This is a genomic window from Desulfotruncus arcticus DSM 17038, from assembly GCF_900113335.1.
GTDB classification, from domain to species: domain Bacteria; phylum Bacillota; class Desulfotomaculia; order Desulfotomaculales; family Desulfallaceae; genus Desulfotruncus; species Desulfotruncus arcticus.
This window is the reverse complement of the sequence record NZ_FOOX01000016.1, coordinates 96630-112097: the sequence shown is the minus strand read 5'-3', so window position 1 is coordinate 112097 and position 15468 is coordinate 96630. Positions and strand designations below refer to the sequence as shown.

The 15468-nt window shown below is 50.7% G+C and carries 11 protein-coding genes; all 11 read right to left on the bottom strand.

Annotated features, from left to right (window positions below; all coding sequences use genetic code 11):
* Positions 1-3: 3 nt before the first annotated feature.
* Positions 4-2088, bottom strand: coding sequence for a (Fe-S)-binding protein (locus BM056_RS19090; RefSeq protein WP_092473424.1), 2085 nt, complete (start codon positions 2086-2088; stop codon positions 4-6).
* A gap of 135 nt (positions 2089-2223) precedes the next feature.
* A complete protein-coding gene (locus BM056_RS19085; RefSeq protein WP_165613614.1) occupies positions 2224-5673 on the bottom strand; it encodes an S-layer homology domain-containing protein in 3450 nt (1149 codons plus the stop codon).
* 226 nt (positions 5674-5899) lie between these two features.
* The gene (locus BM056_RS19080; protein WP_092473420.1) at positions 5900-9418 is read right to left on the bottom strand and encodes a fibronectin type III domain-containing protein; all 3519 of its coding nucleotides are present in this window, start codon (positions 9416-9418) and stop codon (positions 5900-5902) included.
* Between the two features lie 275 nt (positions 9419-9693).
* Positions 9694-9900 carry a hypothetical protein gene (locus BM056_RS19075; RefSeq protein ID WP_092473461.1) on the bottom strand — a complete coding sequence of 69 codons (207 nt, stop codon included), beginning with the start codon at positions 9898-9900 and terminating at the stop codon, positions 9694-9696.
* A 10-nt stretch (positions 9901-9910) separates the two neighbouring features.
* The gene (locus BM056_RS19070) at positions 9911-10645 is read right to left on the bottom strand and encodes a hypothetical protein (protein WP_092473418.1); all 735 of its coding nucleotides are present in this window, start codon (positions 10643-10645) and stop codon (positions 9911-9913) included.
* Between the two features lie 241 nt (positions 10646-10886).
* The gene (locus BM056_RS19065) at positions 10887-11480 is read right to left on the bottom strand and encodes a hypothetical protein (RefSeq protein ID WP_092473416.1); all 594 of its coding nucleotides are present in this window, start codon (positions 11478-11480) and stop codon (positions 10887-10889) included.
* 24 nt (positions 11481-11504) lie between these two features.
* Positions 11505-11957, bottom strand: coding sequence for a hypothetical protein (locus BM056_RS19060; RefSeq protein WP_092473414.1), 453 nt, complete (start codon positions 11955-11957; stop codon positions 11505-11507).
* A gap of 13 nt (positions 11958-11970) precedes the next feature.
* On the bottom strand, positions 11971-12990 hold the full coding sequence (locus BM056_RS19055) for a hypothetical protein (protein WP_092473412.1): 1020 nt from the start codon (positions 12988-12990) through the stop codon (positions 11971-11973).
* A 34-nt stretch (positions 12991-13024) separates the two neighbouring features.
* Positions 13025-13813 (bottom strand): energy-coupling factor transporter transmembrane component T family protein, encoded by a 789-nt coding sequence (locus BM056_RS19050; RefSeq protein WP_092473410.1) that lies wholly within the window; start codon positions 13811-13813, stop codon positions 13025-13027.
* Positions 13810-14664, bottom strand: a complete 855-nt coding sequence (locus BM056_RS19045; RefSeq protein WP_092473408.1) for an energy-coupling factor transporter ATPase — start codon at positions 14662-14664, stop codon at positions 13810-13812. The genes BM056_RS19050 and BM056_RS19045 overlap by 4 nt, the downstream gene beginning before the upstream one ends.
* Entirely contained in the window at positions 14637-15464 is an 828-nt protein-coding gene (locus BM056_RS19040) for an energy-coupling factor transporter ATPase (RefSeq protein ID WP_238456559.1), read from the bottom strand. Before BM056_RS19040 ends, BM056_RS19045 begins: the two co-directional genes overlap by 28 nt.
* Positions 15465-15468 lie beyond the last annotated feature (4 nt).

Sequence of the window (15468 nt, the reverse complement as noted above, 5' to 3'; positions counted from 1 at the left end):
GATTCACATGGACATTGCCAAAACTTCGGCAATGTCCAAAACTTGAATTTGCCCCTGCCTCTCCTGGGAGGCAAGCGTCTCTTCCATCAGCATCTTGCAATACGGACAGGTGGTGCACAACAGGGAGGCTCCGGTGTCGATCACTTGCTGTACCCGGTTGGCAGCAATCAGGTTTTCTTCCCCGGCCTTGGTCCAAAACCGGCCGCCGCCCGCCCCGCAGCAGAACGAACAGCTCTCCTTGCGCTGCATCTCTACCAGCCGGACGCCGGGCAATGCGCTCAGAATTTCCCGCGGCTCGCGGTAGATACCGTTGTAACGCCCGAGATAACAAGCATCGTGGTAGGTTACCGTCAGATTATTATTAATAGCTGGCTTCAGCCGGCCTTCTGTCAACAGGCCGGCCAGCAGGACGGAATGGTGGATGACTTCACAGTTACCGCCAAATTGAGGATATTCATTTTTCAAAGTATTGTAGCAGTGGGGGCAAGCGGTAATCATTTTTCGCACACCCAACTCCTGCCATTTCCTGATGTTATTTTGGGCAATCTGCTGAAAGAGTGTTTCGTTTCCCATTCTGCGGGCTGTTTCGCCACAACACCACTCGTCCGCACCAAGTGTCGCAAAAGATACTCCGGCTTCTTTCATAATATTGATCAGGGCTGCGGCTACGCGCCCGGCCCTGGCGTCAAAAGAGGCGGCACAGCCTGCGAAAAAAACATACTCCGCACCGTTGCTCCCTGCTACCGCATTTGCACCAAAGCTTTCCAACCAGCCGGTGCAGTCGTTTCGGTTCACTCCCCATGGGTTGCCGAACGCCTCGACATTGGCAAAATACCGCCGCATCTCATCGGGAAAATCTTTTTTGGCCAAAACCAGATAACGCCGCATTTCAATAATCTTGGGAGTATGTTCGACGGAAACCGGACAGGCCTCCTCACAACTGCCGCACATGGCGCAACCCCAAATGAAATCCTTCTTGAAGACATTGCCGGCGATCTTCTTCTTTAAGACCGCCTGCGCCTGCCCGGAAGCGACCTGCTTTATGCCCCGCCTTGACCTTTGCATCAGCACAAGCGGCGCCCTTTCTTCGATGTGCTTGCGGAGACGGCCCTGCAACGGCTTGGGCTTGACCGGCTCACCGCTTTGAAAAGCGGGGCACTGGTCGTTGCAGCGACCGCACTTGGTGCAGGCATAAGCCTCCAAAAGCTGTTTCCAGGTCAAGTCCTCCATCTGATTAACTCCGAACGTTTTGCCGTCCCCACCGTCCAGATCGGTTTTCTTAATTGCCCCCTTGGGCTCCAGGGAGTGCCAGTAAGTGTTGAACGGGGCGAAGACAAGGTGCAAGTGCTTGGAGTTGGGGATAATCCAAAGCAAAGAAAAAATGGCCAGAAAATGCGCCCACCAGAAAATGGATGCCGCCGTGCCGGTGGCCTCAGCCGGTTTGTTAATGAATAAGCCGGAGAGAGCACCGGCCAGAGGAGCGGGCCAAAGGGTGCCGCCGCCCGGCTGAGACGCCAAATTGGCCCCGTGATACAGCGCTTCGATTGAAACCACAGTAACAATGAGCAGGAGTAGCCCTATGGCTTCGGTGTCGTTTTTCAACCATTCCGGCTTGCTGATTGTCCGCCGCAGCAGGCAGCCAATTATGCCCACCATAACCAATGCTATGAACAGATCTTTTATAAAGAGATAAGGGGCGTTATTTGCCACAAAGGGAAGCCCGGTGTGCAAAAACCTTTCGGAGATCATGCTGGGGATCCCCGGCAGCAGAAGCACAAACCCGTACATAATGAAGGTATGATATAAGCCGAAGAGAGGATCACGGCGGATCTTTTTCTGGCCCAATACATTGGCGGCAAAATATTTCCAGCGCTGGAGCGGCCGGCCGGTGTGTTCAACCGGCCGGCCCAGGCGGATATAACATATACGCCGGTAAACCATGTAGATAAAATAAACACACGATACGGTTAAAAGGGAAAAGAACAAATAACTTTCCATGATACCATTCCTTTTAATTTCTGTCCAATTTTCAGCGTTTCGTACAAAAAAAACTTCATCAAGAAAATACCCCACAGAAATAATTGTCATTAAAAAAAGATAAATATGGCCAACGTGATTACTCCGAAAAGGAAAACTCCAAGGTAAAATTCAATCTGAATCCAAACCAAAATATTGGGCATCCCCCTTAGACAAAAGTTTGTCCAAGGGGGATGCAGTTGGCCTTTAATCCTGCTGGTTGTTACTTAGTGCATTGATGATAACCGAGACGGCTTCTGCTCTGGTAGCATATGCCAGGGGACGCACGGTCTTGTCATCGTATCCGTTGATAATCCCGTTCTTGATAGCCGTAGCCATAGAACTTCTGGCCCAATCGGAGATACTACCACTGTCTTTAAACGTTATTTCTTCGGTTACCAGGGTTAGTTTGGCTGCTTTTACGATCATGGCAGCCATCTGCTCACGAGTAATCGGATCGTTCGGCCCAAAGGTGTTAGCATCATAGCCGCTAACGATACCATAATATGATGCTGTAGCTATGGTATCCTTGGCCCAGTGTTCGGCGGTGTCAGCAAAGACTTTGTCTTTCCGGGGCGCCAGCTTGAATGCTTTCACCAATATAGAGACAAATTCAGCTCTGGTAATTTTGTTGTCGGGCTTGAAGCTGCCGTCAGGATAACCACTGACAGCCCCGAGGGCAACCAGTTCTTTGATGCTGTTTTCTGCCCAGTGAACGGCAATATCATTTAAGGTTATCGACGATTGTTCTACTACAGGTACATTAGCTGTTTTCTTAACGGCAAACACAGTGTACTTGGTGAAGTGGTTCACTTGCACGGTGATGGTCGATTCGGATACAGTACCACCGATGTTGACCCACTTGCCCTTAGATTCATCATAGTAGTGAATAGCCGGGGTTTCATCTGCACCGATGGCGGCAGCGTTGAATTTAAACGTCAGGGTAACGCTCTTGGCAAAGCTGTACGTTTGCTTGCCCCCCACGGTAAACTCATACACGTCGCTGGCTGGCTTCGCGCCTTCGGGAGCCGTCGGAGGCGAGGCTACCTTCTGGATTTTTACTTCCGCGTCGGTTTCTTGCAACGCGCCCGCTGAAATGTCAACCACGGCGTCGTCGCCCAGACTGACTCTCGCGTTCTGATCCGAGGATACCGTGGCTGTTCCGCTATTAGAGTCAACTGTCGGCGTCGAAGTTTCTGTTACGGTAAAGGTAACAACTTCATCTTCGTTGCCGTTGTTTTCGCCGAGGGTATGTCCGTTATTCGCCGTCATGTTTTTGCTGATGATGATTTTATACGTTTTCCCGGGCGTCAGGTCGCTGGTCGGGGTGAGGAAGATATAATGTAAATTATCGTTAATTGAATCGGTGGATCCCAACCTGAAAACCTTTATGGAAACGTTCGAACCGGTGCTGTCCTGCAAAGATATACATCCCTTGTTGTGGCTCCAGACCGCGTCGGTGGTCACACCCCGGTCAAAATAAATTCTGATGGTGGGATCGACCGGCACGGTAGTGCTCCCTTCTATGGGACCATCGTCAGTGGAATTGTCCCCGCTGACTATGGTCAGGGAACTCTGGTCGGCTATAAAAGACAGGGGATTTTGCCCGGGCAGACTTTGTCCGGTAATAGCTGTGCTCCAGTTGCCTACCGCGTCACGTGCTTCTACCGACCAGACATAGGTATTGTTACCACGTTCCAACCCAGAGTCATCGTATGTGGTCGTGTTGTCGTCCACGGTATCCAGTTCGACACCGTCACGTTCAATCCTATAGCCGGTGACTCCTATGTTATCCGTGGCCTTCGGCCAGGTCAGGGTTGCCTCAGTCTGATTCCTGCTAACCGTCACTTTGGCATTGGCCGGCCAGGTGGGAGCCTCAGTATCGCCACCGTTGCCACCGCCGTCACCGGAGGCGGTTGTGGTGGCGCTGGTTTCGGGGCCGTCGGTGCTCCATTTGCCCGCTGCGTCACCCGCTTCCACCTTGAAGGTATAGGTGGTTGCAGCGGTAAGCCCGGTAACATGATAACTCAGGGTACTGCCTGATACGGAATCCAATAGTGTGCCGTCCTTGTAAATCCTGTAGCCTGTCACTCCCACGTTGTCCGTTGCGGTACTCCAGGTCAGGGTCAACCCAATCCGGGTCACGGCGGAAGCGGTAAGACTGTTGCCGGTGGGCCAGGTGGGAGCCAGGATGTCGGATGGTGCTGTTGACGTTACAGTCAGGTCAGCGCTGGCGACGTTGCTATCGTAGCCGGCTACGACGGTCAGTATCCCCGGGTCAACTTCCGGTACTTTGAAGGTGTCGCTGTAGTTGCCGCTCGCATTTGACTTGACGGCATCGAAAAAGACGATGTTCTGCACACTGACAAGGACTTTAATCGACACCCACTTATTGGGGTCGGACAGGCCGGAGGCAGTCACGTCTGCCCCGACAACGGCACTGTTTTTATTTAAAGACAGTAAAGGGTTCAAGGTACCGCCGCCGGTGGTCTTGACCGTTGTTTGCAGATTATTGGTACTCAGGTTATCGGCAAAATCAACAGCCTCCACCTTGAATTGGTAGTCGGTGGCCGGGGTAAGATTGGTAACCTGATAGGAATTTATCGCCCCATCCACGGTTGTTAACAGAGTTCCATTCTGGTAAATGTTGTAATGCAGGTTTTCATAGTCCAGTCCATGATTATCCTGGGCGGTAGGCCACTCCAAAGTCAGGCTGGTATCAGTCAGACCGGCAGTGGTAAGGCTGCTGCCGGGAGCCCAGTAGGGCTTGGTCTGGGAATCAGCCGTGGTGGTAAATTCAAAGGAAAAAGTACTGGAAATTGGCCCGGTATGGAAGGCAAAGCCTTTTAGCACTTCAACAACATAGGTTGTGTCAGGTTCCAGGGCTCTGCTTTTCAGGGCCAGTCCCAGGGGAGCCCGCCCTTGTATTTGCTTGAAATACCAATCAGTATATTCCATATACCTATCTGGAAGAGAACCCTCAAATGGTACCGGCTCGGTGAGGATATTGGGCAGTTCCACCTCTGCACCGGTATCTTTGTTATAAAACCTTACATAATCAGCCAGATTATCCGCAAAGTTTCTAAAGAAGCCGTTGGTAAAATAAATGGCCAGGTTGACATCATCATAATCCATCCGGTCATTCAAACGATATTTTACTATTTTTCCACCTGTAGGGTCGTCAGCACAGGCAATTTCAGTAGCGGCCGGTTCATAATCAACCAGTTCCAGTTGAATTACATTATTGGTTACCCCCAGGTTCGTAAAGCTTTCCAGTAATGTTCCATCTGCTGCTGCAACTGTCCCCTTGGTATAACTAACAGTAATTGTACCTGGGGTGTCAGAGTAGGTTACTAGACTGGCCAGGCTGAGCAAAATTTGATTGGCATTGCTGCCTGGGGATACTCCGGTTACCTGTTTATCGGTTCCATTTACGGATACTGCAAATTGAGCCTGGCTTCCCGCGGGATCAGCCATTGGTTTGTCCAATTGCAGGGTTATTATTTTACCTAAATGATCAGTGCCGGCGCTTACAACAACTGGCGCATTAGCTGCACTGGCTGCCGGCACACTGCTTAGCAGTGACGACAGCAGCATAAGCATACTGAATAATATAATCAGGCAGGGATAGTGCCGTGTAGTATATCTCTTACTCAATTCCATAGCCTCCTTATAGAATTAGGCACTAAAAAACTTAGGGTAGACGCCCATGCCGCTAAACGCGGCACCATCAGAAATGAAAATCTGCTTGCAGTTATGTCATTCTGAACGAAGTGAAGAATCTAAGATCCTTCGCTACGCTCAGGATGACATTTCCCTAAACTTATTTTCAGGGTAGTTAGCCGGGGAAAGTGCTGACTTCCCCCGGTACTTTTCAACCAACTTACTGTTGTAAAATCGTCGGGTTGAAGTTGGTGTCATTGGTTAAGTCGTCCACAATATATACTTTAACGACATCGCCGGGTTGCACGTTGAAGCCTGCCCTGGCGGTATGCACGGTGTCGAAATCCTCTTCTGTGGTATCCAGGCTAATCTGCATGCCGTTTCTAAGCAATACGAATACCGCTTTTTCGTTACCCGGATGATCTGTGACCGGGCTGATACTGACATTGAAGTACTTGAGCCCGGTAATACCGCTGTTCACGGTCATGGTGTCAATGCCGTCCGCAGTTTTGCCGTTGGCGTAGGTTGAGTCCACAGCCGGGGTCACCGTATAGATTCCTGTTGTGCCATCGCCACCCCTGGCGGTTGTGGTTGCGTCGACGGTTGGACCGTCGGAGCTCCAGTGGCCCGCCGCGTCGCCCGCCTCGACTTTAAAGGTGTAATTGGTGCCGGGGTCCAGGCCGGTGATGTTGTAAGTGGTGGTTGTGCCGTAAACTGTATCAATGACAGACCCGTCTTGATAGATTTTATAATTCGTTACGGCCACGTCGTCCGTAGCATAGCTCCAGGTCAGGGTCAACCCGGTCTGGGTTATACCGGAGGCATTCAGGATTGCGCCGTCAGGCCAGATGGGTGCTGTTGTGTCTGGATCACCATAGACTGCCGTAGTCACGCTGACGGTTGGGCCGTCGGTGCTCCAGTTGTCGTCCGCGTCGCCTGCCTCGACTTTAAAGGCGTAAGTAACGCCGGGGTTTAGGCCGTTGACGTTGTAAGTGGCGGTTGTACCGTAAACTGTATCAATGACAGACCCGTCTTGATAGATTTTATAATTCGTTACGGCCACGTCGTCCGTAGCATAGCTCCAGGTCAGGGTCAGGTCGTTTTGGGTTACGTTCGTAGCTGTCAAGCTGCTGCCTTTGGGCCAGGTGGGCGCTGTTGTGACACCTCCGCCACCGGAAGCAGTTGTGGTTATCGTTGTTTCCAGGCAATTGGTACTGAGGTTATTGGCAAAATCCACAGCCTCCACCTTAAACTGGTATTCGGTGGCCGGGGTAAGATTGGTGACACTATAGGAAGTTGTCTCCCCATCCACACTTGTCAGCAGGGTACCATTTTGATAAATGTTGTAATGCAGGTTATTATAGTCCACCCCGTGGTTATCCTGGGCTGCCGGCCATTCCAAGGTCAGGCCGCTATCAGTCAGACCGGAAGCGGTGAGGCTGCTGTCGTCGGCCCAGTAGGGCTTGGTCTGGGAGTCGGCCGTGGTGGTGAATTCAAAGATATAGGCATTGTTAATTGGACCAATATGAAAGGAAAACCCTTTTTGAACTTCAACAACATAGGTGGTGGACGGCTTCAGGGCCGTGCTTTTCAAAGCCAGTCCCAGGGGAGCCCGCCCGGAAATTTGCTTAAAGTACCAGTCGGTAATTTCCATATACCGTACCCCGTCGACATACGGAAGCGTACCATTATCTTGTATTCCCACAGTGACTACATTGGGCAGTTGCACCTCTGCTCCGGTATCTTTCTCATAAAATTTAACATAATTAGCCATATTATCCTCGAAGTTTCTAAAAAACCCGTTGCTAAAATACAAGGCCAGGTTGACATCATCGTAATCGACCAGGTTATCCAGGCGATATTTAAATATTTTGCCACCTGCTCCATCGTCATCGCAGGCAATTTCAGTGGCATCCGGTTCATAGTCGCGCAGTTCAATCGCTAACCTGTTATTTGCTACTGCAACACCTGTAAAGCTGGGCAGTAGTGTGCCATCTGCTGCCGCCACATCGCCCATCGTATAATTGAGGGTAATAACCTGGGGCGTTTCGCTTGAATAACCCCAATAGGGTATTTGGTAAAGCAGGGTAAGGATGATCTGATTTGGATTATCGCCCGGAGACACGGCGGCTACCGGGCTGTCAACCCCGTCTATTTTGACCAGAAACTGGTCCTGTTTGCCTGTGGGGTCGGCCATAGGCAGGTCAAAATTCATTGTTATTTTTTTGCCCAAGCTGTCGGTACCGGCAGAAACAACAGATACTGTTTCCCCCGGCGTCTGGCCGTTGTCTGCGGCAGTAAAGCTGAAGGGGTTGCTGGTAACCCCGTAGACCGAGGCGGTGACACCAATTGTACCGCTGCCGTTGATGGTCAGGGTGCTGTCCGAGACTGTGGCCAGGCCGGAGTACACTGCCCAGGTAACTGACTGGCCGGTAAGATCGAAAGCGTCCCCGTTCTGGTCCGTACCGGTCAGGATCAGGCTGTTCAGGTCGAAGGTTAAGGGGGTGCCGCTGTAGGTTAAATCCGGGCTGCCGCTTAAGGTGAGGGAAGCCAGAGTCGGTGCTTGAGACAATTGCATGTGGAAAATACGGGCATAGGAGCCGTCATTAATATAAAGATTTCCATCACCGTCAAATGCTAATTTTTGGGGACTAAAATTACCAATTGGGAAATTGAGGGTCCCATATACGGGAGTTGTTTTATCTGCAAAGGTAGTAATGGTACCGCCGGTGTCAACCTTACGTACATGCCCGTTTTCAGCTATATAGAGATTGCCTGCACTGTCCAAGGCAACACCTCTAGGAGATTTTAGCCGAGCGCTAGTGGCTGGACCACCGTCACCTGAGTAGCCGCCAGCATCATTGCCTGTTGCTCCAATACCAGCTACGGTGGTGATAATACCGCTATTGTCTATCCTGCGAACGCAATTATTAAGGTAATCAGCAATATAAAGATTGCCAACACTGTCACAGGCAATATCATGAGCGTTGTATATCTGTGCATTGATGGCCGGACCGCCGTCGCCGGAATAGCCGCCGCTTCCTGTGCCGGCAATGGTTGTTATGATGCCGTTGGTATCTATCCGGCGAACATAATTATTCATAGCCTCGCAGAGGTAGAGATTACCGACCCTGTCGAAGGCTATACTGCCAGACCCGATCTGGGCGTCGGTGGCTGGACCGTCGTCACCCGTATGACCATTGGTACCGGTGCCGGCTACGGTGGTGATGATGCCGCTGGTGTCTATTTTGCGTATCCGGTATGAACCACTTACATAGAAATTACCGGCCCTGTCAAAGGCAATAGAACCAGGCCTAACCTGAGCGCTGGTGGCCAACCCACCGTCACCATCAGAACCGTTTGTTCCGTTTCCGGCTATGGTGTAGATATAACCTGCCTGCATGGAAATTCCGTACTGCGTACCCGATACTGCCACCACCACACGAAGACGATTGTTGGCGACATCGGCAATAAAAAGGTTACCGGCACTGTCAAAGGTTATTTTTGCGGGAGAAGAAAACTTAGCATTTATTACCGGACAGCCGTCACCGTAGTAGCCAGTGCCTCCGTTGTTTACTGGGGTTATCGAGCCTACAGGCATGCCCGTAACGTTTAAGATCGAGGCTGAAGCCTGAGCCGGATTCACGCTTCCAATAATACTGAATATTATGGTAAACACTGCTAAAAGAGTGATCATTCTTTTGGTAGTAGATTTAAACTTGAAACCTGAAAACTCCATATCTTTCTCACTCCTGTTCAAACACAATATTTTTGTGCAATCAAAAAAGTGTTCGAGGACACATTCATTTATGCTAGTTCTTTTGACCTATACTCCTCACCTCCGGTAACGTATTTACAACACAAAAGCCGAGACGCCGGAAGCGTTGGACCGACATACTTGGCTCTTATTAAGTCTTGCGTTTTATTGCAAGATCAACTAATTAAAAAACACCTTGTCCATCCTTTCCGCAAATAACTATTTAATTGATTAGCTGTATATAAAAGCCATACTCATCAGCGTTTCAAACAGACAAAGGAGCGCTCAGTCCAGCGCCGGAACCGGCAATTGTAGCAGGATCTTTCCTCTTCAGCCACCAGTTCATCCTCGTCGTCCGGCAGGAAGTGCGGGCAATTTGCTGCTAATTGAGCGGCCTGCGACCAATCATGCCGTCCGCCTTTAAACTTGGCCTGTCCTCTTTCATTTTTAATCCAAAACTCCATTATCATCACCTCAATAATGCTCCAGGTGAGAGTTGGTACAGGTTTCCCACGCCAGCCCGTCCTCCCGGCGATAGACCGGCAGGATGCGTTTACCGTCCAGCAGTACGGTCTTTAATTTGTTGCCCAGCCGCACCTCTTCATCCTCGCGCAGAACATAGCCGTCCACACTCTGCACCCTTTCCACCGGACTGCTGCTTATGATTTCAGCCACATTGATGATGGCTCCGGGGGCTTTCAGTTGCAGCTTGCCTTGAAAGCGCCCGTCATTATTGGTCATTCTCAGGCCCACTCCTGCCAGCGCCCCGATCACGCCGAGACCCGTACCACCGTGTTCAGACAGGTGGACACCCAGTTTTCCTGCCAAGGCATAGGCTTCCTCTTTGGTCATGATCCTGATCTTGGTTTCATAACCATAAGCGATCAGGCTCTCGGTATCCCGAAGTTGTTCCTCCACCACCACACAAAGGCCGGGGTCGGAACCGGGTGCGCTGTGTTGCTCCAGAAATTGGCCGGCTTCCTCGATCAGAGGTTCCAGACAGGCGGCTTCAATTTCAGCGATAAAGCACATGGAGCTGTTGTGGGAGGTATAAGCTATGTCCGGGTGCAAGAGCAGCTGATGGCGGGTGAGCCCTTGACAGCTTCCCCAGTGATTCTCTTCAACGATCTTGATCACTTGATTAGCTGACGCCCCGGTGGCTCCCTGGTCAATATTGTCCGTGTCATCAATCCCAACATATATTTTCATCTCACACGCTCCATCCATATGACTTTTCACAGCCTGCAACTAAACAAAGTTAAGAATCTAAGATCCTTCGCTACACTCAGGATGACAACCCACAGAGCACACAGAATTTCGGTTAAAAGGACTGCCCGAATCATTCTGAATTCTGACTCCTGACTCCTAAACCCGGAATTCACATTTTCAGGGCAGTATAGGCAATATGGAAGGCATCAACTTCCAATTACCAATATCCAATATCCAATTACTAGTTAGTTTGCCAGGAGCCGGCCAGACGCGGCTTCAAGCGCTTGATCAGCACTGCTGCCAGGACGCCCCCCGCAGCGCCAAAGACGACATGTAGCAAGGTGGCATAAGCAAATCCCATGGCCAGAAAAACCATCGGTATATCAAGAATGACACCCAGGGCGATGCTGGCCAGCAGTTTGGACCAACTAATCAAGGCCCCGATGATCACTCCCACCCAGACAGATTCCAGCTTGTTAAGAAACAAAATTGCCAGAATATCCAGCAAGACCCCCGGTACAATGCACTTGAAAGCCAGCAAGGGGCCTTCTTTACCCAGGCCGAAGACAATGGCCAACAGCCCCGAAACAATGCCCATGATGGTTCCGGCGCCGAATTTGGGGATCAAGCCCTTCCCCAGCATCAGCAGGCCCATCCAATATACGCTGGTATGGCCGGGTACACCAATGGGCATTTGAAACACAAATCTGCTGACACTGATCAGAGTTCCAAACATGGTCAACCTGATCACATCGGCCAGACCAATGTTGAAGATAAAACTATCCACCGGGTTTTTTAAGTCAGATGACAATTCTTCTTTTTTCATCCCATCCATCTTTACCCATCCCTCTTTTCCCAGTTAATTGGCAACATTAAATTTAGCGACCTCTTTGATCATGACGCGGTTTCCCTCTGCTTTATTGACCATTGCAAAGGTACTGTTGCTATTTGAAGACAGGGCAATAACTTCAATGTCTTGAGGGCTCAACTTAAAATCTTGGCTGTCACCCACCCCGCCCACCTCAATGCATTGATAATCAATAATCCCCGCTGAGCCAAGCACAAAACTAAGTGATACTTCATTATTGCTGTTAGAATTGCTCTGGCCCTGACTCAGTTCTCGTTCCTGTTGACCCAATTGTCTAATTGTACCGGCATCCAAATAAGCAATGGTTTTGCTGTTTTGTACGACGGGTACCAGGATGCCCTTCCGGCTTCCTTGAACTTTGATAACATGTTCGAAAAGAAAGGCTCCCCCGACCACCAGGACAAGAACCAGGATACCAATGACGATCCGCCTGTTAAATGTCATGCTTTTCCCCTCGCTATCCCCTTTTTCTTCTCCTGAAAAATTCCGCGGCCACCCAGCCCGCCAGTATAATTCCGGCAGCTAAGGCCACATAATTTTGCACCCGTCGGCCTTGCTGCATGGCTGCAAACTTGTCAGCATCCGCCTGGCCGGGCGCTGCACTCCCGCCCGGTGATATTTCATTACTCCGACTTACGGTGGCTTCCGTATTGGATTCGACCGGGCTATCACCGGTCACAATCTTGTCTTTTACGGAACCTGCCACGGCCGGTTCCGCATTTTTGTCACTGGTGACGGTATTATTCGGAGCAGCGTCCGAAGCCTCTGCTGATTCGCTGGTATCAGCTGTTTTTGCCCCATTCCGATTGACAGTGGCTTCGGTATGGGATTTGTCCGGGCTGTCACCTGTGGCGGCGCTGGTATCCGCGGCGGGACCAGGTGCCGGCTCAGTACTTGCACCATTGGTGGCGGCAGCCGGATCACCGGCGGCAGATCCTGTGGATTTGCCGGCAGCAGCCGTTTTCTCACCGGCCGTTTTAAAGTTGATTGTCACCCCCTGGTTGTTGGTGGTCATGGCCAATGTGGAGCCGCCGTTTTTGGCCAGCAAATCCGGCGCCACATACAACTTGTAGTTGGTCCCGGGCGCAAGGGCTTCTACAGGTTCCACCCAGATATATTGCCGTTTGGAAAAATCCACCGTATCGTCTATTTTTGTTAAATTGAGAGCCAGTTCTGTACCGTTTTCATCATAAAGATGAAAACAGCGTTTGTTTCTTTCCCAGTAGAGCAGATACACGACATTTTTATCAAAATGCATGGTAATCTTGGGTTTCAGCGGTATGTTCCGCCCATCTATGATACTGGTTCCATCTTCGAGGGTGGCTGACGTAAGACCCAGGGGCTTAAATATCCCCTGGGCGTTACCTGTACCGTCACCATTATCCCCAAAGGCAGCCAACGGTAGAGTACTTAGAAAAATGACAATCAGCAGCAGGCCGGTCAGTCCCGAACGCCACCGCACGTGCCAATTGAACATCCTGTCCACCTTCCTTTACCCGCAGGTTGTTATCTTAGTATTTAATTAACGGAAAAATACAAATCACGGCTGTTATGGCCAGGGCTACCAAGTCCCGACGGCCAAAGCGCAGGTTTTTGGTGCGGCTGTAATGGGTTCCGCCGGTGTAGCACCTGCTTTCCATAGCTGTGGCCAAATCAGTGGCTCTCTGCAGCGAACCCACCACCAGAGGTATAAGAACCGCCAGAGTAGTTTTTAAGCGCACCAGCTTTTTCGGTGAAGCAAACGGGGCTCCACGGGACTTTTGGGCTCTGGTGATGGTCTCCGCCTCTTCCAGCAGGGTGGGTATGAATCTTAAGGAAATTGTCATGAGCATGGCAAACTGGTTTACCGGCACCTTAAGACGGTTTAAGGGAGCAAACAGAGCCTCCAGGCCCCCGGCCAGCTTCATGGGTGAAGTGGTCATGGTGAGGACGGTGGAACTCAGGTACAATATGAGCAGACGCAAAAATGTCGCCACGCCCCGGTAGACGCCTTCTCTGGTCACTATCACCGGGCCCAAACTAAACAGTGGCTCTCCCTGGGTGTAGATGCACTGAACAACGAAAGTCAGGAAAAAAATAAGCCATAACCATTTCACACCCTGTAATACAGATTTAAGGTTTATTTTCGCCAGGTAAATCACCGTAAAAATCAACACTGTATTCAGCGTGAGCACCGGCCAGCTATTATCAACCAATATGGCTATAATAATAGCGAAACCTCCCAGAAGCTTGGTTCGCGGGTCCAATTGATGAATGAGCGAAGTCCCCGGGGTATAACTACCCAGCTTTATTTTTTTCATACCTTGCCTCCCCCCAGGATCCTGTCAATTTCGTCAACAGCTTCCTCCACGGTCAGCACCCCTGTATTTACCTGCAAACCCTGGTTTTTTAAATTGTGCAACAATTTTATGTAATCCGGCAGCAGGTCATAATTCTTTAAATTATCACCGGCCAAAACCTCTCTGGTAGGTCCCCAGGCCCGCAGGCATCCATTATCAAGCAGGGCAATGCGGTCCGATAGAATTAAAAGCTCATTAATATAGTGAGAAACCACAATTACTGCAACATCCTGGTTATGCTGATATTTTTTCACCGTTGCCCAAATATGGGCACGGCCTTCGGGATCCAAACCGGCTGTTGGTTCATCCAAAACTAGAATGTCTGGCTTCATGGCCAGAATACTGGCCACCGCGACGCGGCGCCTCATCCCTCCGCTCAAACAAAGCGGTTCGGTGTTAAGAACCTGTTCCGGTATCAGCCCCACATTTTCCAAGGCTTCTTTTACGCGAACTTCAATCTCCGGCCGGCCCAGGCCCATGTTGCGGAGCCCGTAGGCCAGTTCGTCAAATACGGTCGCTTCAAATATCTGCTGTTCGGGAAATTGAAACACCAGTCCTACTGATTGCCACAACTGAGGCCCGTACTGCCGGTCCCGCGTATCATGTCCCAACACAGATATGCTTCCGGAGGAAGGAAGTAACAGCCCGTTGAAGTGCTGGATCAGGGTTGACTTGCCGGAACCGTTGGCGCCGACAATTCCCAGGAATTCGCCTTTCTCAACCGACAGGGAGATATTATCCAGCGCCTTTTTCTCATTGGGCGTTCCGGCGTTGTAGACATAGCTCAAGTTGCTGATTTCAATAACCGGCATATGCCGTTCTCCATTTGCTCTAGGGTGGTGGTTTGTTGCTCCAGCTGGTAGCCACGTTTTCTAAGCATTTGCGCCATCCTGGCTATACCCGGTGGTTTCAGATCAACGACATGATCAACCCGATTGAAAATTTCCCAGGGCACTGCGTCACCGGCTATCCTGCCCTCTTGCAGCATGATGACGCGGTCCGCCCCGGTTAGGTCCTCCATGTTGTGTGATATCAGGATGATGGTAATAGCCCGTTTCCTGTTTAGTTCCCTCAGGTATTCAAGGATTCCCCGCCTGCCGGTTTGGTCCAGCATGGCAGTTGGCTCATCCAGCACCAGATATTCAGGCTGCATAGCCAGGGCTGCGGCTATGGCCACACGCTGTTTTTGCCCCCCGGACAGCATGTGCGGGGATTTTTGCCGTAATTTCTCCAGACCCACTATATGTAAAACCTCTTCCACCCGCCTGCTGACCTCCCGGGGAGGCAGGTTCAGGTTTTCCGGCCCAAAGGCGATTTCTTCCTCGATTACCGGACTAACCAACTGGTTGTCGGGATTCTGAAAAACCATGGCCACCAGCCGACGTATCTCCCTGATGTACCGCCGCTGGCGGGTATCCATGCCGTTAACCGCAACCCTGCCTGCAGAAGGAAGGAGCAAACCGTTGAATAAACGGGCCAGAGTGGTTTTACCAGAGCCGTTCTTCCCTGCCAGGCCCACAAACTCACCGGGTTTTATGGTTAAATTTACTGTTTTTAAGGCGCAGGTTTTGCTGTTCTCACTACGGGCATATTCTTTAGTAACATCAGTCAGTTGA

Bases quoted from the DNA above. Each gene is read 5' to 3' on its own strand.
- BM056_RS19090 (WP_092473424.1), bottom strand. From the start codon at position 2,088: ATGACAATTATTTCTGTGGGGTATTTTCTTGATGAAGTTTTTTTTGTA.
- BM056_RS19080 (WP_092473420.1), bottom strand. From the start codon at position 9,418: ATGGAGTTTTCAGGTTTCAAGTTTAAATCTACTACCAAAAGAATGATC.
- BM056_RS19075 (WP_092473461.1), bottom strand. From the start codon at position 9,900: ATGGAGTTTTGGATTAAAAATGAAAGAGGACAGGCCAAGTTTAAAGGC.
- BM056_RS19070 (WP_092473418.1), bottom strand. From the start codon at position 10,645: ATGAAAATATATGTTGGGATTGATGACACGGACAATATTGACCAGGGA.
- BM056_RS19065 (WP_092473416.1), bottom strand. From the start codon at position 11,480: ATGGATGGGATGAAAAAAGAAGAATTGTCATCTGACTTAAAAAACCCG.
- BM056_RS19060 (WP_092473414.1), bottom strand. From the start codon at position 11,957: ATGACATTTAACAGGCGGATCGTCATTGGTATCCTGGTTCTTGTCCTG.
- BM056_RS19055 (WP_092473412.1), bottom strand. From the start codon at position 12,990: ATGTTCAATTGGCACGTGCGGTGGCGTTCGGGACTGACCGGCCTGCTG.
- BM056_RS19050 (WP_092473410.1), bottom strand. From the start codon at position 13,813: ATGAAAAAAATAAAGCTGGGTAGTTATACCCCGGGGACTTCGCTCATT.
- BM056_RS19045 (WP_092473408.1), bottom strand. From the start codon at position 14,664: ATGCCGGTTATTGAAATCAGCAACTTGAGCTATGTCTACAACGCCGGA.